16 protein-coding genes and 1 pseudogene are annotated in these 19,908 nt (G+C 67.4%); 9 read left to right on the forward strand and 8 right to left on the reverse strand.

Annotated features, from left to right (window positions below):
• Both ACE3SS_RS11665 and ACE3SS_RS11670 read left to right on the forward strand, forming a co-directional pair.
• Positions 1-914: zinc-binding dehydrogenase (locus ACE3SS_RS11665; protein WP_374594089.1), on the forward strand; the 914-nt coding region annotated here is incomplete at its 5' end.
• Positions 915-936: 22 nt separating this feature from the next.
• Entirely contained in the window at positions 937-2,361 is a 1,425-nt protein-coding gene (locus ACE3SS_RS11670) for an aldehyde dehydrogenase family protein (RefSeq protein ID WP_374594091.1), read from the forward strand.
• On the opposite strand, the gene ACE3SS_RS11675 is transcribed toward ACE3SS_RS11670, so the two are convergent.
• The 4 genes from ACE3SS_RS11675 to pyk form a co-directional block, all read right to left on the reverse strand.
• Complete coding sequence (locus ACE3SS_RS11675; protein WP_374594093.1) at positions 2,351-3,394, reverse strand: lipase secretion chaperone; 1,044 nt, start codon at positions 3,392-3,394, stop codon at positions 2,351-2,353. The genes ACE3SS_RS11670 and ACE3SS_RS11675 overlap by 11 nt on opposite strands.
• An 8-nt stretch (positions 3,395-3,402) precedes the next feature.
• Positions 3,403-4,080 (reverse strand): glutathione S-transferase, encoded by a 678-nt coding sequence (locus tag ACE3SS_RS11680; protein ID WP_374594095.1) that lies wholly within the window; start codon positions 4,078-4,080, stop codon positions 3,403-3,405.
• Positions 4,081-4,185: 105 nt separating this feature from the next.
• Positions 4,186-5,250 (reverse strand): class II fructose-bisphosphate aldolase, encoded by a 1,065-nt coding sequence (fba, locus tag ACE3SS_RS11685; RefSeq protein WP_374594097.1) that lies wholly within the window; start codon positions 5,248-5,250, stop codon positions 4,186-4,188.
• Positions 5,251-5,369: 119 nt separating this feature from the next.
• The gene (gene pyk, locus ACE3SS_RS11690; RefSeq protein ID WP_374594099.1) at positions 5,370-6,800 is read right to left on the reverse strand and encodes a pyruvate kinase; all 1,431 of its coding nucleotides are present in this window, start codon (positions 6,798-6,800) and stop codon (positions 5,370-5,372) included.
• Positions 6,801-7,033: 233 nt separating this feature from the next.
• Between pyk and ACE3SS_RS11695 the strand changes: the two genes are divergently transcribed.
• From ACE3SS_RS11695 to ACE3SS_RS11710, 4 genes are all read left to right on the forward strand, one after another.
• Positions 7,034-8,089, forward strand: coding sequence for an AraC family transcriptional regulator ligand-binding domain-containing protein (locus ACE3SS_RS11695; protein ID WP_374594101.1), 1,056 nt, complete (start codon positions 7,034-7,036; stop codon positions 8,087-8,089).
• A gap of 135 nt (positions 8,090-8,224) precedes the next feature.
• Positions 8,225-9,130, forward strand: coding sequence for a metal-dependent hydrolase (locus ACE3SS_RS11700; protein WP_374594103.1), 906 nt, complete (start codon positions 8,225-8,227; stop codon positions 9,128-9,130).
• A 32-nt stretch (positions 9,131-9,162) separates the two neighbouring features.
• The gene (locus tag ACE3SS_RS11705; protein WP_374594105.1) at positions 9,163-10,068 is read left to right on the forward strand and encodes a metal-dependent hydrolase; all 906 of its coding nucleotides are present in this window, start codon (positions 9,163-9,165) and stop codon (positions 10,066-10,068) included.
• A gap of 206 nt (positions 10,069-10,274) precedes the next feature.
• Positions 10,275-11,015 carry a glycosyltransferase family 2 protein gene (locus tag ACE3SS_RS11710; protein WP_374594107.1) on the forward strand — a complete coding sequence of 247 codons (741 nt, stop codon included), beginning with the start codon at positions 10,275-10,277 and terminating at the stop codon, positions 11,013-11,015.
• An 11-nt stretch (positions 11,016-11,026) separates the two neighbouring features.
• Here ACE3SS_RS11710 and ACE3SS_RS11715 read toward each other — a convergent pair whose 3' ends face one another.
• A complete protein-coding gene (locus ACE3SS_RS11715; protein ID WP_374594109.1) occupies positions 11,027-12,220 on the reverse strand; it encodes a phosphoglycerate kinase in 1,194 nt (397 codons plus the stop codon).
• 204 nt (positions 12,221-12,424) lie between these two features.
• Here ACE3SS_RS11715 and ACE3SS_RS11720 point away from each other — a divergent pair, with 204 nt between their 5' ends.
• Complete coding sequence (locus ACE3SS_RS11720; RefSeq protein WP_374594111.1) at positions 12,425-12,829, forward strand: hypothetical protein; 405 nt, start codon at positions 12,425-12,427, stop codon at positions 12,827-12,829.
• A gap of 53 nt (positions 12,830-12,882) precedes the next feature.
• Here ACE3SS_RS11720 and ACE3SS_RS11725 read toward each other — a convergent pair whose 3' ends face one another.
• The 3 genes from ACE3SS_RS11725 to ACE3SS_RS11735 all read right to left on the reverse strand — a co-directional run bounded on the left by ACE3SS_RS11725 (position 12,883) and on the right by ACE3SS_RS11735 (position 17,200).
• Positions 12,883-13,875, reverse strand: a complete 993-nt coding sequence (locus tag ACE3SS_RS11725; RefSeq protein ID WP_374594112.1) for a HupE/UreJ family protein — start codon at positions 13,873-13,875, stop codon at positions 12,883-12,885.
• Positions 13,872-14,744: a peptidyl-prolyl cis-trans isomerase gene (locus ACE3SS_RS11730; RefSeq protein ID WP_374594114.1), complete on the reverse strand. Its 873-nt coding sequence runs from the start codon at positions 14,742-14,744 to the stop codon at positions 13,872-13,874. Before ACE3SS_RS11730 ends, ACE3SS_RS11725 begins: the two co-directional genes overlap by 4 nt.
• Positions 14,745-14,929: 185 nt before the next feature.
• Positions 14,930-17,200, reverse strand: coding sequence for a hypothetical protein (locus ACE3SS_RS11735; RefSeq protein WP_374594116.1), 2,271 nt, complete (start codon positions 17,198-17,200; stop codon positions 14,930-14,932).
• A 344-nt stretch (positions 17,201-17,544) separates the two neighbouring features.
• On the opposite strand from ACE3SS_RS11735, the gene ACE3SS_RS11740 reads away from it, so the two are divergent.
• Together ACE3SS_RS11740 and ACE3SS_RS11745 are read left to right on the forward strand one after the other, a co-directional pair.
• Positions 17,545-18,189, forward strand: a complete 645-nt coding sequence (locus ACE3SS_RS11740; protein ID WP_374594118.1) for a PEP-CTERM sorting domain-containing protein — start codon at positions 17,545-17,547, stop codon at positions 18,187-18,189.
• A 35-nt stretch (positions 18,190-18,224) separates the two neighbouring features.
• Positions 18,225-19,908 (forward strand): annotated as a pseudogene (locus ACE3SS_RS11745) (spermidine synthase); the annotation flags it as partial.

Below are 19,908 nucleotides of genomic sequence, written 5' to 3' on the forward strand. Positions count from 1 at the left end.
CGGGCGTGGTGGTGGCGGTGGGCGAGGGCGTCACCGAATTCGCGCTGGGCGACCACGTGGTCAGCTCTTTCGTGAGCATGTGCGGCAAGTGCCGCTACTGCCAGAGCGGCCGCCCGCAGTTGTGCGACCAGGCCGGCAAGGCCGTGGCCACGCTGCCCGACGGCAGCAATCGCTACACCGATGCGCAAGGCCAGCCGCTCAATGTGTTCTTCGGCTGCGGCGTGATGGCCGAATACACCACGCTGCACGAAAGCAGCCTGGTCAAGATCGACCCGACCGTGGCGCTCGACAAGGCCGCGCTGGTCAGCTGCGGCGTGATGACGGGCGTGGGCGCGGTGGTCAACACCGCCAAGCTCACGGCGGGCTCGATCGCGGTGGTGTTCGGTTGCGGCGGCGTGGGGCTCAACGCCATCCAGGGCTGCGTGATCGCCGGCGCGCGGCAGATCGTGGCGGTCGATACGTCCGACGCCAAGCTCGAACTCGCCAGGCAGTTTGGCGCCACGCACGTGGTCAACAGCACGAAGGAAGACAACGTGGTCCGCACCCTGCGCAAGCTCACCGGCGGCGGCGCGGACTACGCCTTTGAGTGCGTGGGCCTGGGCGAGGTGGCGGCGCAGGCCTTTGGCACGCTGGCCAAGGGCGGCACGGCCGTGTCGGTGGGCGTGGCCTCGCGCAAGGACACCACCACCGTGGGCACGCTCAGCCTCACCTGCGAAGAGAAGACGCTCAAGGGCAGCTACTTCGGCTCGGCCCGCCCGCGCGAGGACTTCCCGCGCCTGCTCGGCCTGTATTGCTGCGGCCGCTTGAAGCTCGACGAGCTCATCACCCGCACCTATTCGATCGACGAGGCCCCGCAGGCGTTTGACGACCTCAAGGCTGGCCGCAATGCGCGCGGCGTGATCGTGTTTGCCTGATCCGCACCTTCTGGAGTTCACCATGCACAACTTCGACCAGCTCTACATCGACGGCGCCTGGGTGGCCCCGCACGGCCGCGGTCACATCGACGTGATCAGCGCGTCCACCGAGGCAGTGATGGGCCGCATCCCTGATGGTGACGAGCAGGATGCCGCCGCCGCCGTGGCCGCTGCGCGCGTTGCGTTCGACGGTTGGTCGCGCACCTCGCCCGCGCAGCGCGCCGAGTACCTGGCCGCGATCAGCGCGGGCATCAAGGCGCGCATGGACGAGCTGGCCGGCCTCATCGCCGGCGAAGTGGGCATGCCGCTCAAGCTCGCCGGGCTCATCCAGGTCGGCACGCCGATGGCGAACTTCAAGACCTACGCCAAGTTGCTCGCCACCTTCGAGTGGAGCGAGCAGGTCGGCAACTCGAAGGTGGTGCGCGAGCCGGTGGGCGTGGTCGCGGCCATCACGCCCTGGAACTATCCGCTGCACCAGATCGCCGCCAAGGTGGCGGCCGCGCTGGCTGCCGGTTGCACGGTGGTGCTCAAGCCCAGCGAGGTCGCGCCGCTCAACGCCTTCGTGCTGGCGCAGATCATTCACGACGCGGGCCTGCCCAAGGGCGTGTTCAACCTCGTGTCCGGCACCGGCCCGGTGGTGGGCGAGGCGCTGGTGCGCCACCCCGAGGTCGACATGGTGTCGTTCACCGGCTCGACGCGAGCGGGCCGGCGCATCAGCGAGGTGGCGGCGGCCAGCATCAAGCGCGTGGCGTTGGAGCTGGGGGGCAAATCGGCGGCGGTGATCCTGCCCAGCGCTGATCTGCCAGCGGCCGTCAAGGGCACGGTCAGCGCCTGCTTCTTGAACAGCGGCCAGACCTGCTCGGCGCACACGCGCATGCTGGTCCACGAGTCGCAATACGAGCAGGCCGCCAAGCTCGCGGTCGAAGTGGCGAGCCGCTTCACGGTGGGCGACCCGTTTGGCGACACGGCCAAGCTGGGGCCGCTGATCTCGGCGACGCAGCGCGAACGCGTGCGCGGCTACATCACGCGGGCGGTGGCCGAGGGCGCCGAGCTGCTGTGCGGCGGGGCCGACGCACCGGCCGATCTGCCCACGGGCTATTACGTCAAACCGACGGTGCTGGGCCGCGTGCAGCCGCAGCACACGGTGGCGCAAGAAGAGGTGTTCGGCCCGGTGCTGTCCATCCTCACGTATCGCGACGAAGACGAAGCCGTGGCCATCGCCAACGGCACGATCTATGGTCTGGGTGGCGCCGTGTGGGCGGGCAGCGACGAGCAGGCCGAGAGCCTGGCGCGTCGCCTGCGCACCGGGCAGGTGGACATCAACGGCGGCGCCTTCAATCTGGGCGCGCCGTTTGGCGGCTACAAGCAGTCGGGCCGGGGGCGCGAGATGGGCCGCTGGGGGCTCGACGAGTTTCTCGAGACCAAGGCGCTGCAGTTCAGGGCGTGACCTTGCTCACCCCGCCTTGCGACGCCGACAGCATCGGCAGCAGGGTCGCCTGAGCCTCGTGGCGCAGTTGCTCGATGGCGGCTTGGCGCTGGATCTCGCTCAGGCTGGGGTCGGACGACACGGCACGAATGCGCTGCCCCAGTGATTCGAGCACCGGGCGCACCGCCGCGCCGCGCTCATCCTCGCGTTCGAGCTCGAACGCGGCCGACGCGCCGATCAGCGTCTCGCGCAGCGCGCGCAGCTCGTCGGCCGTTCCTCGCTGGGCGCGCCACCGCGTGGTGAGCAGATCCAGATCGGTTCGGGCGTCCGCCGCTTGCGCCGGCTCGCGCAGCGGCGCGGGCAGATCGGCGCGCAACTGCTTGAGCCGGCTGGCCTCGTCGAGCAGCGCGATCGAGCGATCGCCCAGGGTTTGCTGGCGGACGGCGCGGTAGCGATCCCACGGCAGGTCGTCGCCGAAGAACGCTTGTTGCTCCGCGCGAGAAAAGAGGTGGGCGCGCAGTCGCTCGATGCCGTCCAGCAGCGCGAGCTGATCGCCGGGCGTCCAGCCGCGCGCGGGTTGGTCGCTGCGTCGGCGGCCCAGCTCCTGCAATCCGTCCTGGTAGGCCACGTAGCGGCCGAACAGCGCCAGGGCGTCCGCCTTGACCGCTGCCGAGGGGTGGGCCTGGTCCAGCAGCTGATCGAGCTTTTGTCGGGCGGCCTGACGTTCGGCGGGGGTCGAACCGGCGCCCGTCAAGGCCTGGTCGAACAGCGCGCGCAGCGCTCGCGTGGCAAGCAGGTGCCCTTGCGCGTCGGCTTCAACCGGCGAGCGGGCCGTGGCGGATGCCGCCGGTTGCGGCGCGGGCGCCATGAGCTCCGTGCCAGACGGCGCGCGCTGCCACGGAAAGGGCTCGGCCTCGGGCGGCGGGCGCGAGGGCGTCTTGCCATCGAGGCTGGGGCGCCAGACCCACAAGCTGCTCGCGACAGCAAATGCCGCCGCGACGCTGAGCCATGCGCGCAACGTGCGCTGGCCGTGTTGCCCGGGCGGGGGTGGCATCGCCGGCCTCAAGCTCGTGCAGCCGCCGCCGCGCGAGCCACGCCCAGCGCGCGCTCCTGGTCGGCCTTGCGGTCGGCGGCCACCTTTTGCGCCGTCGGGCGCTGCTCGATCAGCTTCACGTAGCCTTTCCAGTCCACTCCCGCGGCGGCCAGCAGGTCTTCGCCGTAGACGATCTTGGTCGCCAGGCCCACCAGCGGCAGGTGGCAATAGGCGGCGCAATCCGCCAGCGTGAAGGTGTCGCCCGCGATGTAGGGGCCGAACTTCGCCAGGCGCTTGAAGGCCGTGATGGCCTTGACGAGCTCGCCGCGCACGCGCTCGGTGAACTTCTCGCTCAGCGTGCCGCCGAAGAAGGCCTGGTAATAGAGCTGCCGCGCGCAGAGCTCGAGGTGCAGCTCAAGAAAAGTGACGAGCTCGCGCACCTTGGCGGCTTGCCACGCGTTGGGAGGCAGCAGCGCGGGCGTGTCGGGGTAGGCGGCTTCGAGGTAGTCGACGATCACCTGGCTCTCGCACAGCGTGCCGTGCTCGGTGGTGAGGTAGGGCACCTTGCCCATCGGCGAGCTGTCGTAGGCATCGGCCTGCCTGACCGACGGGATGAACACCTCGTCAAACGCGATGCCCTTTTCGAGCAAGGCGAGCTTGACCTTGTTGTAGTAGTTCGAGAGAGCAAAGCCGTGCAGCTGGATCATGAGGGGCTCCGAAGCGTGGGGGGGATGAAAAAAGCCGACCCTGCAGCGTAGCGGAGTCGGCCTGATTCGTCTGTCGGGGCCGGATGTCCCCGTGAGCCCCGCGGCTTAGATCACCTTTTGCGCCAGCTTGCCCGCGGCGTAGAGCGCGGCCATTTCGCTCAGGCTCACGCCCTTGATCTTGCCGGCCTGGCCTTCGCAGCCGAACTCGAGGTAGCGCTGCTTGCACACGGCCTTGGCGGCTTCGCGGGCGGGCTTGAGCCACTCGCGGGCGTCGAACTTGTCGGGGTTCTCGGCCATGAACTTGCGCACCGCGCCCGTCATCGCCAGGCGGATGTCGGTGTCGATGTTGATCTTGCGCACGCCGTATTTGATGGCTTCTTGAATCTCTTTGATCGGCACGCCGTAGGTCTCTTTCATCTTGCCGCCGTACTGGTTGATGATGGCCAGCAGCTCTTGCGGCACCGACGACGAACCGTGCATCACCAGGTGGGTGTTGGGGATGCGGGCGTTGATCTCTTTAACGCGGCTGATGGCCAGCACGTCGCCGGTGGGCGGGCGGGTGAACTTGTAGGCACCGTGGCTGGTGCCGATGGCGATGGCCAGCGCGTCGAGCTGGGTGGCCTGCACGAAGCGGGCGGCCTCTTCGGGGTCGGTCAGCATCTGGCTGTGATCGAGCTTGCCCACGGCGCCGATGCCGTCTTCTTCGCCGGCTTCGCCGGTTTCGAGCGAACCCAGGCAGCCGAGCTCGCCTTCAACGGTCACGCCCACCTTGTGCGCCATCTCGACAACCTTGCGGGTGACGTCGACGTTGTAGTCGAACGAGGCCGGGGTCTTGCCGTCTTCTTGCAGCGAGCCGTCCATCATCACCGAGCCGAAGCCCAGATCGACCGCGCCGGCGCAGATCTTGGGGCTGGTGCCGTGGTCTTGGTGCATCACCAGCGGAATGTGCGGGTAAGCCTCGGTGGCAGCCTGGATCAGGTGCTTGATGAACGATTCGCCGGCGTACTTGCGGGCGCCCGCGCTGGCCTGCAGGATCACTGGCGCGCCGACTTCATCGGCCGCGGCCATCACGGCCTGCACTTGTTCGAGGTTGTTGACGTTGAACGCCGGGATGCCGTAGCCGTTTTCGGCAGCGTGGTCCAGCAGTTGGCGCATTGAAACGAGAGGCATGGGAGGCTCCGAGAAAACGGTGGGATGGTGGAAAACTCCCGCGATTTTAGCGAGCCGGCCTCGGCGCACCGCCGCCCGGCCCCCCGGCATCGCGGGGGGCGGTGTGCATGGCGCGCAGCTCAGCGCACCTCGCACACCTTGAGCATGTTGGTGCCGCCAGGGTGGCCCATGGGCTCGCCGCAGGTGATGGCGTAGGTGTCGCCGGGCATGAGCACGCCGCGCTCGACGAGCTGGCGTTCGGCCATTTTTAGCGCCTCGTCGCGGTCGGTCATGCTGGGGATCAGGATCGGGCGCACGTTGCGGTAGAGCGCCATCTTGCGCTGCGACAGCCGCTGCGCGGTGAGCGCGTAGATCGGCACATGGATCTTGTGGCGGCTCATCCAGAGTGCCGTCGAGCCGGATTCGGTGAGCGCGATGATCGCCTTGCAGCCCAGGTGGTGGGCGGTGAAGAGCGCGCCCATGGCGATGCTCTGGTCGATGCGGCCGAACTGCTTGTTGGTGAAATCGGCGTCGAGGCTGACGTCTTCGGCGTGCTCGGCCTCGATCGCGATGGCGGCCATCTGCTCGATCGTCTCGACCGGATATTTGCCGGCGGCGGTTTCGGCCGACAGCATCACGGCGTCGGTGCCGTCGAGCACGGCGTTGGCCACGTCGCTCACCTCGGCGCGGGTGGGCACGGGGTTGACGATCATCGACTCCATCATCTGCGTGGCGGTGATCACGACCTTGTCCATCTCGCGCGCCATCTTGATCATGCGTTTTTGCAGCGCCGGCACGGCGGCGTTGCCCACCTCGACGGCCAGATCGCCCCGCGCCACCATGATGCCGTCGCTGGCCTTGAGGATGGCGTCGAGCACCGGGATGGCCTCGCTGCGCTCGATCTTGGCGATGAGGGCCGGGCGGTGGCGATGGGCTTCGCCGGCCACGTTGCAGAGCTGGCGCGCCATTTCCATGTCGGTGGCGTTCTTGGGGAAGGACACGGCCACGTAATCGGCCTGCAGGCTCATGGCGGTCTTGATGTCGTCCATGTCCTTGGCGGTGAGGGCCGGGGCGGTGAGGCCGCCGCCTTGTTTGTTGATGCCCTTGTTGTTGCTCAGCTCGCCGCCGATCTTCACCGTGGTGTGCACCTGCTCGCCCTTGACGGCGGTGACGGTGAGCACGATCAGGCCGTCGTTGAGCAGCAGCGTGTCGCCGGGCTTGACGTCGCGCGGGAGCTCCTTGTAATCAAGGCCCACGCCGTGGATGTCGCCCAGCTCGGTGCGTTGCGCGTCGAGCACGAAGGGCTGGCCGTTTTCGAGCTGCACCTTGCCCTCGGCGAACTTGCCGACGCGGATCTTGGGGCCTTGCAGGTCGGCCATGATGGCCACTTCGCGGCCGGCGCGCTGGGCCACCTCGCGCACCAGCAGCGCGCGGTCGATGTGGTCTTGAGCCTTGCCGTGCGAGAAGTTGAGCCGTACCACGTCGACCCCCGCGCGGATCATGCGCTCGAGCACGTCGGGTGACGAGGAGGCGGGGCCGAGGGTGGCGACGATTTTCGTGGCGCGAGACATGAGCGAGGCTCTCCGGTGAGGCGTTTGTGGACGGGAATCACCGCGAAGTGTCACACCAAATGACGCAGCTCAAGCTCGCAGGTGGGGCGTTTTTTGCGGGTTAAACCGCGCTATCGCCGGGTGTTCGAGGCCGATCCACGGCGCATTCCAGGGCGACAATCCCTCAGCCGGTTCTCGGAGCCGGCGTCGTGAGTGGCCCGGGTCGATTTGCCGTACTTCTGCCGTACTTCTCCATGACCGATTCATTGCTCGCTGGTTCGCCTGCCTCGGCGGATCGTCTGCCGTTTCTCACCCTGCCCAACTGGGTGCGCGCCGCCGCCCGCTGCGGGCTCAACGTGGAGCGGGTGTTTCGCGACGCGGGCGTGCAGACCGACCTGATCCACCTCGAATCGGCCACCGTCAGCATCGATACCCTGCGCCTGCTCATGGAAGGCAGCGTGGCCCAGTCGGGCGACGGGCTGTACTTTCCGTTCGTGCTCGGCGAGACCTTCGCGTTCGAGTACGTGCCCGATGTCGAAACCTTCCTCACCACCAGCCCGAACCTGCGCGAGGCCTTTCGCGTCTTCGAGTGGATCCGCCTGCTCATCAACCCGCTGATGAACGTGGCCTTGCACGAAGCCGGCGACGAGGCCCGCATGCTGGTGAGCTTCGACGTGGGCGCCACGACCGATGCCGCCCATCAGCACTTTCTGGAGGCCACCTTCTCGGCCATCGTGCGTTTCGTGCGCGGCCTGATGCGCGGCGAGATCGGCGAGGTCTGCCTGACCTTCCGCGCGGCGCGGCCCGACAACGCCATCGATTACGAGGGCTACTTCAAGATGCCGGTGCATTTCGGCGCCGTGGACGACGCGCTGGTGTTTCGTCGCGCCTTGCTCGAGGTGCCGCTCAACGGGGCCTTTCCGGCGCTGCATCGGCAGGCCGAATACCGCGTCGAGCAGCGCCTGGCGCAGTCGGCCACCGCCCGCCCGGGGCTGGTGGCGCACATCGAGCAGATCTTCACCGAGTCGCCGGCGCTGCTCGGCCAGGGCATCGAGGTGATGGCGCAGCGGCTGCAGTTGCATCCGCGTACCTTGCAGCGCCGGCTGCAGGAAGTGGGCGTGCGCTACACGGCCTTGCAGGCGCAGGTGCGCTTTCGCCTGTCGAGCCAATGGCTGCAGGACGACGGCGTGTCGATCGAGGCGATCAGCGAGCGGCTGGGTTTTTGCGACCGGCGCAGTTTCACGCAAGCCTTCAAGCGCTGGTCGGGGCTGTCGCCCAGCCAGTTTCGAGGGAAACCCCGTAGCGGTTGAACCAGATCAAGAATGCCGGGCGGGGCGATTTGTCGCAATCGCTTCCCAAGGGTCGCCGGCGTTCCTAGCTGCGAATTCGCAGTCTCTCTAAATTTTCGGACATCGATTCCATCGAGCCAGAAAGAGAGACACGCCATGGCCCACTCGACCGCATCCGGCGCGCACGCCGCGCCCCGCAAGCCGCACCCGATCGTCCCCCGCGAAAAGCTCGATTTCGGGCTCGGCGGCGACATCCCGCGCTACTGGTTCGGCGGCGACGCGTTCAAGACGCGCTTCTTCGACGCCATGTCGACGATCTTCCCCGAGGGGGAGCGCTTCTTCATCATGTGCGTGCGCGACTACCGCGATCAGGTCAGCGACCCGCGGCTGCAGCAGGAGATCCGAGACTTCATCCGGCAAGAAGGCCAGCACAGCATGATCCACAACCAGTTCAATGACCGCCTCAAGGCGCAGGGCATTGACGTGGACAAGCTCGAGGCCTTCCAGCGCAAGTACATGACCGAGCTGACGCGCAAGCTGCGTTCCAGGCCGTTCACGCTGGCGATGACCGCCGCGGCCGAGCACATGACGGCCATCATGGCGCACAGCTTTTTCGAGCGTCGCGAGGTGCTGGAGCTGGCCGACCCGCGCATGCGCGCCATGTATGCCTGGCACGCCATGGAAGAGGTCGAGCACAAGGCGGTGGCCTTCGACGTGATGCAGCAGGTCGCGCGAGTCGGCTACTTGCGCCGCGTCCTGGCCATGCTCGAGGTGAGCCTCGCCTTCCCGATCCACACCTTCCTGATCGTGCGCTACATGCTCAAGGTGGACGGCTTCGGTGCGTGGCAGCGCGCCGGTCTGTTCGCCAAGGGCTTGTGGTGGCTCTACAAGCCGGGCGGCCTGTTTTCATCGGTGCTGGGCCATTACGCGCAGTACTACAAGCCCGGCTTCCACCCGTGGCAGACCGGCCAGCTGCGCAGCTACGAAGTCTGGCTGAGCAAGTTCAATGAAACCGGCGACCCCATCCTGGCAGGCAACGCGTTGCATGCCACCGGGGCGTGAGCCCGATCCAGCCAGCAGCGAGCCGCCCACCGATGAGTCACCCCTCCGCCCACCCGGCAACCCACACCGCCGCCGTGCCGCCCATCGTGCCGCGCGACAAGCTCGACTTCGGGCTCGACGGCGACATCCCCCGTTTCTGGCTCGACAACGACGCGTTCAAGACGCGCTTCTTCGATGCGATGTCCACGCTCTTCCCGGTGGGGGAGCGCTTCTTCATCACCTGCGTGCGCGACTACCGTGATCGCATCGACGACCCTGCCATGCTCGAAGACATCAAGAACTTCACGCGGCAAGAGGGGCAGCACAGCATGCTGCACACGCAATACAACAATCGGCTGCAAGCGCAAGGGGTGCGCGTCGATCGCATCCTGGCGGGGCAGGAGAAGCGCCTGTTCGGCATCATCCGCAAGCACTGCTCGCGCGAGTTCACGCTGGGCATGACGGCCGCCGCCGAGCACATCACGGCCATCATGGCCGAGTGCTTCGCCGAGCGCGGCGAGATCTTCGCCAACGCCGACCGCCGTATCCGGGCCCTCTACGTGTGGCACGCGATGGAAGAAATGGAGCACAAGGCCGTGGCGTATGACGTGATGCAGAAGATCGCCCGCGTCGGCTACTTCACCCGCGTGCGGGCCATGCTGCTGGTGGGCGGGCTGTTTCCGTTCCACACCTTCCGCATCATGCGGCACATGCTGCGCGTCGACGGCTTCTCGCGCTGGCAGCGCGCCAAGATCTGGGCCAAGGGGCTGTGGTGGCTCTACAAGCCGGGCGGCCTGCTGACGCCGGTGCTCGGTTCGTTTCTGGCCTACCTGAAGCCCGGCTTCCACCCCTGGCAGCAGGCCGTGGTGCCCAGCTACCAACGCTGGATGGACGCGCTGGCCCGCACCGGCGACCCGGTCGCCGCAGGCGACGTGCTGCAGCAAGCCTCCCGAGCCTGATCGTCCGCTCGGGGGTGGTTGGCGCCATTGCGTACCGATTCGGCAGAAACCCGCCGTTTGAACGTGGGGTGTCTGATCGCGGCGCAGGCGCGCGGGTGAGTGGTCGAGGTATCGTCCGACGCTTCCATCGACCTTCGATCGCAACGGATTTGCGTTGAATTGACGCAACTCGCCGACTGCGTCAACTGCTTGCCCGAGTCTGTTACATGAAGCGCTCCGTTCTCGTGATTGCACACAATGAGGCGGCGCACATCGGCGCTTGCCTGCAATCGCTGCAACAACAAACCGTCGCGCCCGACGAGATCGTCGTGGTCGTGCACAACTCGATCGACGCCACCGCGCACATCGCGCGGCAGTTTTCTGGCGTGCGCGTCGAGTGCTACGACACCCCCGGGCGCGGCCCGATCTTTCCGCGCATCCGCGGCTTCGAGATCGTCTCGCACGACGTGGTGGCCTGCATCGACGGCGACGCCGTGGCCGACCCCCACTGGCTCGAACGCCTGACCGAGCCGCTGCGCCAGCTGCGCACGGCCGCTGCGGGCGGCGAGGTGCGCTTCAAGAACTATCGATACGGCAACGTCGCATCGTTCCTGTTCTTCCAGCTCGGGCGCATCAACCCGCTGGCGCATTTCTACTTCTGGGGTGCCAACTTCGCCTGCAAGCGCACGGCGTATCAGAGCGTGGGCGGCCTCGCGCCCTTGCTCACCTTGCGTGGGCAACTCGGCCTGCATTACTGGGCCGACGATTGCTATCTGTCGCTGGCGCTGGAGCGCGCCGGGCAGGTGGTTTTCGCGCCTGGGGCGCGGGTGCATGCGCAGCCGGGGGCGTCGCCTGATGGCTTGTCGCGCGGCCTGAAAGAAAACCAGGACCGTCGCCGCCTCTTTGAATTCTTCGGCCTCGTCGGCGCGGGGCGCCGCTTGCGCGAGCCCCGCCTGAGTCGTTATTGACCGTCTGCTGATCAGCCCGCCGCGCGCTTGGCCAGGATCTCGAACGCCGGCAGGGTCTTGCCTTCCAGCACTTCCAGGAAGGCGCCGCCGCCCGTCGAGATGTAGCCCACGTCTTTTTCGATGCCGTACTTGGCAATCGCGGCCAGCGTGTCGCCACCACCGGCGATGCTGAAGGCGCTGCTCTTGGCAATGGCCTGGGCGATGGCTTCGGTGCCCTTGGCGAAGGCGTCGAACTCGAACACGCCGACCGGGCCGTTCCAGACGATGGTGCCGGCGCTCATCAGCTTGTCGGCCAGGATGGCGGCGGTCTTGGGGCCGATGTCGAGGATCAGGTCGTCGGCGGCCACGTCGGTGGCGGCCTTCACGGTGGCGGGTGCGTCAGCGGCAAAGGTCTTGGCGCAGACCACGTCAACCGGGATGGGCACCTCGGCGCCGCGCGCCTTCATGGCGTCGATCACGGCCTTGGCCTGATCCACCAGATCGGGCTCGGCCAGCGACTTGCCGATCGACAAGCCGGCGGCCAGCATGAAGGTGTTGGCGATGCCGCCGCCCACGATCAGGCCATCGACGTTCTTGGCCAGCGATTCGAGGATGGTCAGCTTGGTGCTCACCTTCGAGCCGGCCACGATGGCGACCAGCGGGCGCTTCGGCGCTTCGAGTGCCTTGCCGATGGCGTCGATCTCGGCGGCCAGCAGCGGGCCGGCGCACGCCACCTTGGCGAACTGCGCGATGCCGTAGGTGGTGCCCTCGGCGCGGTGCGCGGTGCCGAAGGCATCGTTGACGTAGACGTCGCACAGCGCGGCCATCTTCTTGGCCAGCTCTTCGTTGTTCTTCTTCTCGCCCTTGTTGAGGCGGCAGTTTTCAAGCAGCACGACCTGACCGGGCGCCACGCTCACGCCGTCCACCCAGTTGGCCACCAGCGGCACCTCGCGGCCCAGCAGTTCGCCCAGGCGCTTGGCCACCGGGGCCAGCGAGTCTTCGGGCTTGAATTCGCCTTCGGTGGGGCGGCCCAGGTGGCTGGTGACCATCACGGCCGCGCCGCCCTGGAGGGCCATCTCGATGGCGGGCACCGAGGCGCGGATGCGGGTGTCTTCGGTGATGTGGCCGGCATCGTCTTGCGGCACGTTCAGGTCGGCACGGATGAACACGCGCTGGCCGGCGACTTTGCCTTGGGCCACGAGGTCTTGAAAGCGGAGGATGGACATGGTCGGCGCCTCAGGGAGCGTCGTGCGGGACGACGCGGGGTTGGTGAAATCAGAACCCGCGATTGTAGAAAACCGCCACCGTGCCGCGCCCCCGCACCCGGGCGTCGTCACGATGTCGGGCGCGATCGCGGCGGTCAGCGCGGCTTCGCCAAACAGTCATGAGCCGCGCGCAGACTGGCGTCCTTTGATCGTTCACGCACTGACATGAAAACGTTGATGACCCTTGGGATGCTCGTGGCAGCGGTGGCCGCGTCGGCTGGAGCGGCGGACGCTGGCTCGCCGGCTTGCGAGCACAAACTGTTGCCTGGCGACAGGAACGAGTTCACCTGCGCCGTGCCCGCCACGTCCAAGGCGCAACGCATGCGCTTCGTGGCGAAGCTCTCGGGCAGTCATGACGATTCGTCCTCCACGCTGGCGCTGGCCTGGGGTGGGGCGCCCCTGCCTTGCGAGGACGGCAGCAAGGTCGAGTCCGATGGCGAGTACGGCGACGTGGTGATGGAATGCCGCTTCACCTTGCCGGCCACCAACGGCGCGCAGCCCAAGCCGCTGCTGGCGTCGTTGAAGGCCACCCACGTCTTCGTCACCAGCCACGCCTTGACCGCGGATTGACGCCTGCCCCCTTGCGCGGGCATGGAGCCCGCGTTGGCCGGGGCGACGAGCGGTCAGGCGTTGGCGAAGATGGCGGCCACACGCCACCACGACCAGTAGGCCGCCAGGGTGCCGATCGCATACAAGGCGGGGCGGCGCGCCGATGTGAACCAGCTCAGGCGCGACAGGGCGCGCACCACGGCCCAGGCCGCGCCCACGGTGAGCAGTTGACCGAGCTCGACGCCCACGTTGAACGTGACCAGCGCCACGAGCAGGTGGTTCTTGGGCAGGCCGATCTCTTGCAGCGCGCCGGCAAACCCCAGGCCGTGCACCAGCCCGAACAAGAAGGCCACCAGCGCCGGCCAGCGGCGCGACAGCGTGGGCTGCTGGCGCAGGGCCTCGCCGGCCACGAGCATGATCGACAAGGCAATCGAGGCTTCAACCGGCGGCGAGCGCAGCGTCAGCAAACCCAGCGCGGCGCTGGCCAGCGTGAGGCTGTGCGCGGCGGTGAAGGCGGTGATGGTCCAGATCAGGCGCTTGTTGAAGCCCACCAGGAACAGCAGCCCCAGCACAAAGAGCAGGTGGTCGTAGCCCGACAGGATGTGTTCGACGCCGAGCAGCGTGTAGGCCGAGGCGATGTCGCCCATGCCGCGCTGGTCTTCGGCCGAGCCGTAGAGTTGCACCGAGCGTTGTGCCTTGGTGAGGGTGTACACGCGCGATTGACCGTCGAGCCAGGCGACCTTGATCATGGCCGCCGAGAAGTGCTGACCCACGCCTTGGGCGGTGAGCGTGCCACGCAAGCCGTCTGCGCCGCAGCGCAGCATGTTGGCGTCGACCTTGCACCCGCTCGGCCAGTCGATATCGATCTCGCCGGCCACCGGGAACTTCTCGGTGGGCGTCCATTGCCAGAGAAAGACACCCGGGTCCATCTCTCGCACGTTCATCTCGGCCATGCTCATCTCGTGGGCCCGGGCGCCCAGGCTGGGCAGCACGAGCGCGGCAATCAGCAGATGGCGCATCAGGCGTGCCCAGGCCCAGCGCGGCGCGTGTCTGAGGAGTGATCTCATCGGGGGGGCGCTTCGATCAGGATGGTGTATTTCTTGGCCAGGGAGCGCACGGCGGTGGTGCGCTGTTCGGCGGCGGCGGCGTCGCGCCAGTCTTGCACGACCACGCCGCGCGCCATCTCGAAGGTGGCGGACTGCGCCGGGGTGTTGCCGGTGAGCCGAACGGCGCGCATGCCGTCGCGGCTGGCCAGCGCCTGCCAGGTGCCCGTCGGCGCGTTGCGCAGAGCCTGGGCGAAGGGCTCGCCGTAGCTTTGCACGAGGTTGCTCCAGGGGCGGCCCTTGAACACGCGCAACCCGGCTTCGGCTTCGCCTGGCGTGCCTTTGTTGAGCTTGTCGACGAAGGCGCGCACGGCCGACTCGGAGGTGTCGCCGCCGAGCACGGCTTCTTCAAAATCAAAGCGCGGGGGCTGATCGTATTTGTCGCGGTGCGCCTCGAACCATCTGCGCAACACGGTGTCTTCCAGGGGCTGCGGCTTGACGTTGGCGTCGATCATGCTCAGCGCCTTGAAGATCACGCGGTCGCGGATGGCCGAATCGCCCTTGTCGAGCTTCATGGCCAGGCCTTCGCGGTAGAGCACTTCGTTGTCGAGCCAGGCTTGGCGCAGGGCGCTCAGTTCCTTGGCATTGGGTTCTGTGCCTCGCGAGCTCTTGAAGATCTGTCGGGCTTCGTTGTCGATGGCCGCGTTGACGACGATCGTGCGGGGGTCGTCGGCCCGACGGCTCAGCAGATGGTCGACGCCGAAAACGAGCGCGCCCAGCGCCACGAAATGCAGCAGGGGCTCGCGCAACCAGGCGCCGCGTTCTCGGGGTGCGGGGGGCGGGGTGTTGGCGGTGTGGCTCGCCGCGGCAGGCAGTGCCGAAGAGGCAGGCATGAACGTACTCCGATGAAACTCGCAGCCCGCCCCGGCGACCGGGCGCTAGGCCGATCCGGGCATCCTATCGAGTCATCAAGACGCGGCGATGACAGCGCCGCCGGCCGCCCACGGAATTCTTCGATGAACCAAAAAAAAGCGCCGCGCGTTGCCGCGCGGCGCTTGCCGGGTGGTGCCGCCGAGAATTACTTCAGGCCAGCCACCACGGTCGAGCCCGATACTTGAACGTAGATCGGGTTGCTGTAGAACCACAGGTCAGACCAGGCGGCCACGTCGTACGACACGGCCTTCTGGCCCACGATGGGGTTGGTGATGGCAAGGCCCACCTTGTTGTTTCCGCTGGCGGCGGTCGCCAGGTGGTCGGGGCAGCCGTCGAACTGGTTGCTGGTCGAGTGCGACACGGTGCAGGGAATGCGCAGCATCGTGGCATCGGCGGCATTGGTGAACACGTCGGGCAGCGGGTTGCCGTTGGCATCGGTCTCGTACGGCGTCGACGGCGGCAGGTTGGTGCCGCGCAGGCGCACGTATTGCGATGCCGACACCGCCGGGATGCGGAAGGTCATCTTCAAGAACTTGGTGCCGTCCACCGGCGAGGTGAAGGCGGTCCAGCCCGAGCTGCCGAAGGTCTTCAGGATCGCGGCGCTGGTGTTCTTGGCACCAGCAGGCACCACCGACAGGTCGGCGGTCGAGCCGTCGGCCTTGAGCCAGTCGGTGTTGCGCGGCCAGGCACCCGAGTAGTCGGAGGCGCCAACGGTCTTGTAGCCGGTCACCTTGCCGCCGATCACGTCGATGTGATCCAGCACCGGCTGGTTGAGCGGTTGCTCAACGCCGATCTGGTGCAGCGAAGGATTGAAGAAGGTGTAGGGCGAGTTGTTGGCGCCTTCGGGATCGCGCACCACGATCGAGACGACGATGTCGGCGCCCGGACGCACGGCGAGCTTCTCGCCCATCGTGGCGCAGCCGGCCTTGTCGATGTCGGTGTTGTTCGTGGCCGCAGCCACCGCCAGCGCCTCAACCGACGCGTTGGTGCGAGCCGCCACGCCGGAGTACGACGAGCAGGCAACGAATGCCAGGCGATCGATCAACTGACCGCTGGCCACGAAGCTGTTGCCGCTGCGCAGGCCGTCCACCACGGTTTGCGGGCGGATCTTGTCCGAACCCTTGCGCACCATCACGTAGTCGCGCTGGTATTCGCCGGGCTGGAAGTCTTGCGTCGAGCGACGGTCGTCGGCGCCGAAGGAGCCGCGGTTGTGCCAATCCGAGCTGGCGAAGAACCACCAGTTGCGACCCTCGCCCAGCAGGGCATCCCATACACCGCCGATCTGGCCGGCATACACGCCGGTGCCGCCATAAGTGGTGCCGCCAACGGAATCGACCTTGGTGCTGCTGCCGGTGTACGAGTTGCGCAACACCTGGTATTCGCCGCGGTTGTCGGCCGCACCGTGACCCGGTTGCGATTCAAAGCCGAACGCGATGTTGGGAGCTGCGTTGTTGAAATTGCGCAGGTTCTCGATGTTGAAGCCGTTGTTGCCCAGCGAGTTGAAGGGGCCCGGACGCTCCAGGTGGGCCGGCACGTAGTAGCTGCCGTTGGGGTGGTTCTCGACCATCCATTTCAGGCTCTCGACCGCCTTGTAGTGACCTTGATCGCCCACGCCGCCCAGTGCGTTGGAGCTGCTGGCCTGGATCAGCTTCATGCCGGTGACGCTCCAGATCGGGCTGGCGCTGTTGGCGCTGCCGGTTACCGAGCAGTTCCAGTTGTTGCCGGTGGCCGTGCCGTAGAAGTTGCCGCGGCTGGTGTCGGAGTCGCTGCGATCAAAGCAGTACTCGAACTGGGCCAGCGCGTTGGCGTTGCCCAGGGCGGCGTACGGTGCTGTCACGGGCAATGCGGCGGTGTCGAGCGCGGCGGGCATCTGGCCGGTGATCACCGACATGCTCACGTGCTCATGGCCGGGGGCGTTGCTTTCCAGACCCATGAAGAGCGGCACGTTCTTGTAAGCCGAGAGGTATTCAAGCAGCGGGTACTGGAACTCTTGAATCGATTGCCAACGCCACATGTAGCCGTTGGGCGATGCGGCGCCGTAGCCATTGTTGCCCTTGATCGCGGCCTGGCCGATGCTGCTGACCCAGGTGGTCGTCGGGCCTTGGGCGGCGTTGTACGGGTAGGCCGGCGTGGCCAGGACTTCGTCCTCGACCAGCGTGCAGTTGCGGTTGTACGAACCACCGTGGCCGGCTTGCACGAACCAATCGAGGCCCCAGGTGACCGTCGATTTGTCGACCAGCTTCTGCAGCGAGATCGAACCGTCCGAGCAGGTGGTGTGGTTGTGGAAATCGCCGGTGACGTAGGTGCCGGCGGTCTTGGCGGCCTTGGCTGGCGCGGGGGCGGTGACGACCGCCATCGCGCCCAGGGCCGCGATCGTGGCGAGCGCGACCTGGCTCTTGCTGAATGTGAACTTCATTGAAACTGCTCCTAAGGGGCTGATATAGGTGGTGACTTGCTGTGGCCAGATCTGCTCACGGCACGCGCCCGGTGACCGCACGAATGCGGTGCGTTTCATGGCCGATCTTGAGGGCGATCCTAGAAATGCGCGATGACCCACATGTGACGCGGCGCGCGCGACGGGTGGGTGAGACGGCTCACGGCTGGCGCGCCGCGACGACGGGATCAAGGTATGGCGCAGCTTCGTCATGAGCTTGTCGCATTCGCGTGCCTAGACTGTCGGACCTCAGTGGAAAGGCTTCTGCCCGGTGGGTCGATCTGCTGCTCACCTCGTGTATCCGCCCAACCATTTAGGAGTTTGAGATGAAGTTGTTTTCTGCCGCGGCCGCCGTTGCCGCCCTCACGCTGGCCGCCAGCGCACCGGCTCGCGCCGACATGCTGGTCGATGTGCTGCTGGACTTCGAGAACGTGTCGAGCTACATCGGCACGACGGGCCTGCCCGCCACGACGGTCAACGGTGTGAACGTGACCTTCGGCAACGAGTCCATCGGCCTGGCCAGCGACGCCGATTTCAACTATTTCACCAACGCTCCGTCGCCCCTGGGCGTGCTGGTCACGGCTGATCCGGCACTGGACTCGACCGCGGACGCCTCGATCAATGTCAGCGCCGGGTTCGTCAACAGCATCAGCTTCTATTACTCGTCGTCTGTCGCGGTGTCCAACGCCGTGACGATCTGGAGCGGACTGCACGGCACGGGCACGGTGCTGGGCACGATCGACCTGAGCAACAACGCCACCAACGGCTGCTCGGACTCGAGCTTCTGCCACTTCGATCAATTGACCGCGACCTTCACGGGCGTGGCGCAGTCGATCACCTTCTCGTCGCCGTCCTATTCCGCCGCGTTTGACAACGTGTCGTTGCAAGCTGTGCCGGAGCCCGCCACCAACGTGGCTCTGCTGGCGGGCCTGGGTGTGCTGGGTCTGGTGGCCCGTCGCCGTCGCGGCTGATCCATTCGGCGAGCCCGCTCGCGGGCTCGACTGCCGTGCCGGATTCACACCGTCGCCGTGCCCTGGCGTTGATGGGCTTGTCGGGCTTTGCCGGCCTGGGCTATCAGATCGTCTGGACTCAGCAAAGCGCGCTGTGGCTGGGGCATGAATCGGCCGCCGTGCTGGCGGTCGTGGCCGCTTTCTTTGGCGGGCTCGCGGTGGGCGCGCTGGCCCTGGGCTCGCGCATCGACCGCAGCGTCCGGCCCGCGCGCTGGTATGCGGCCTGCGAGCTCTTGATCGGCGCATGGAGCCTCGTGCTCGCCGTGGCGATGGCGCCTGTCAGCGCGTGGCTGCTCGGGCTCATCGGCCCGCAGCCCTCGCCAGGCTGGCAATGGACGGTCGCCTTTTGCGGCACCTTCTTGCTGCTGTTGCCGGCCACGGCGGCCATGGGTGCCACCTTGCCGGCCATGGAGCGCGTGGTGTCGCGGCTGGCGCCAGACTCTGTTCAAGACGCGCATCGTTCGAGCTTCATCGCCGCGCTGTATGCGGCCAACACGCTGGGCGCCGTCGTCGGCGTGCTCGCCACGGCGTTCTGGCTGGTGCCGGCCTGGGGGCTGATCCGCACGGCGGGCCTGTGTGCGTTGCTCAACGGCTTGTGCGCGCTGCTGGCGCGCGGGCTGCCGCAGGCTGGCAACGACGCCGCCGCGGCGCCGGACGCATGGGCGTCGTCAACGGGCCGGCGCCGTCTGCTGTGGCAGCTCGGTCTGACCGGCTTGCTCGGCATCGGTTACGAGGTGCTGGTGGTGCGCGTGCTGAGCCAGCTGGCCGAGAACACGGTCTACACCTTCGCGATGCTGCTGGCCGTTTATCTGGTGGGCACGGCATGGGGCGCGGCGCTGTATCAACGCAAGCTGCCCCATGTGAAATTCGGGCAGGCGGCTTCGTCGCCCGACGCCGTGCGTGATCGCCTGCTGCTGGCGTTGGTCGGGGCGTGCCTGCTGGGCACGGTCATCTTGCAAGGGGCCGACACGATCAAGCCCGTCGTCGCGGTGCTTGCGGGCGGCGGGCTGCCGGGCGCGCTGCTCGGCGAGGCCGCGCTGGCGGTGGCCGCTTTCTTGCTGCCCACCATCGTGATGGGCGCGGTGTTCAGCCATCTGGGCACGCAGGCCCGCGCCGCGGGCATCGGCCTGGGGCGCTCGCTGGGCGTGAACACACTCGGCGCCGCGCTGGCGCCGCTGCTGTTTGGCGTGTGGCTGCTGCCGGCGCTCGGCGCGCAACTGAGCTTGCTGCTGCTGGTGGGCGGCTACCTCGCGCTGATCTCGCCGCGCGTCTGGTTGGCGGCCGCCGCAAACGGTGCGCGGCGCGAGGCCCTGGTCGGCTGGTCGATGGCCGGTCTGGCGATCGCGTGGGCCGTGATCGCGCCGCCCCTGATGTTCGTCGAGGTGCCCGAGGGCGGCCGCATCGCCAGCTACCGCGAGGGCGTGATGGCGGCGGTGAGCGTGGTCGAAGACGCCGAGGGCGCGGCGCGGCTGCGTATCAACAACCGCCAGCAAGAGGGCAGCAGCGTCACCGTGCTGGCCGACGCGCGCCAGGCGCTGCTGCCGCTGCTGCTACACCCGGCGCCGCATCGGGCGTTGTTCTTGGGCGTGGGCACCGGCATCACCGCGTCGTCCGCCGCGCAAGACGCGCAACTCGAGGTGGATGCCGTCGAGCTGCTGCCCGAGGTGGTCGAGGCCACCT

Source organism: Aquabacterium sp., from assembly GCF_041915145.1.
GTDB lineage: Bacteria > Pseudomonadota > Gammaproteobacteria > Burkholderiales > Burkholderiaceae_C > Aquabacterium.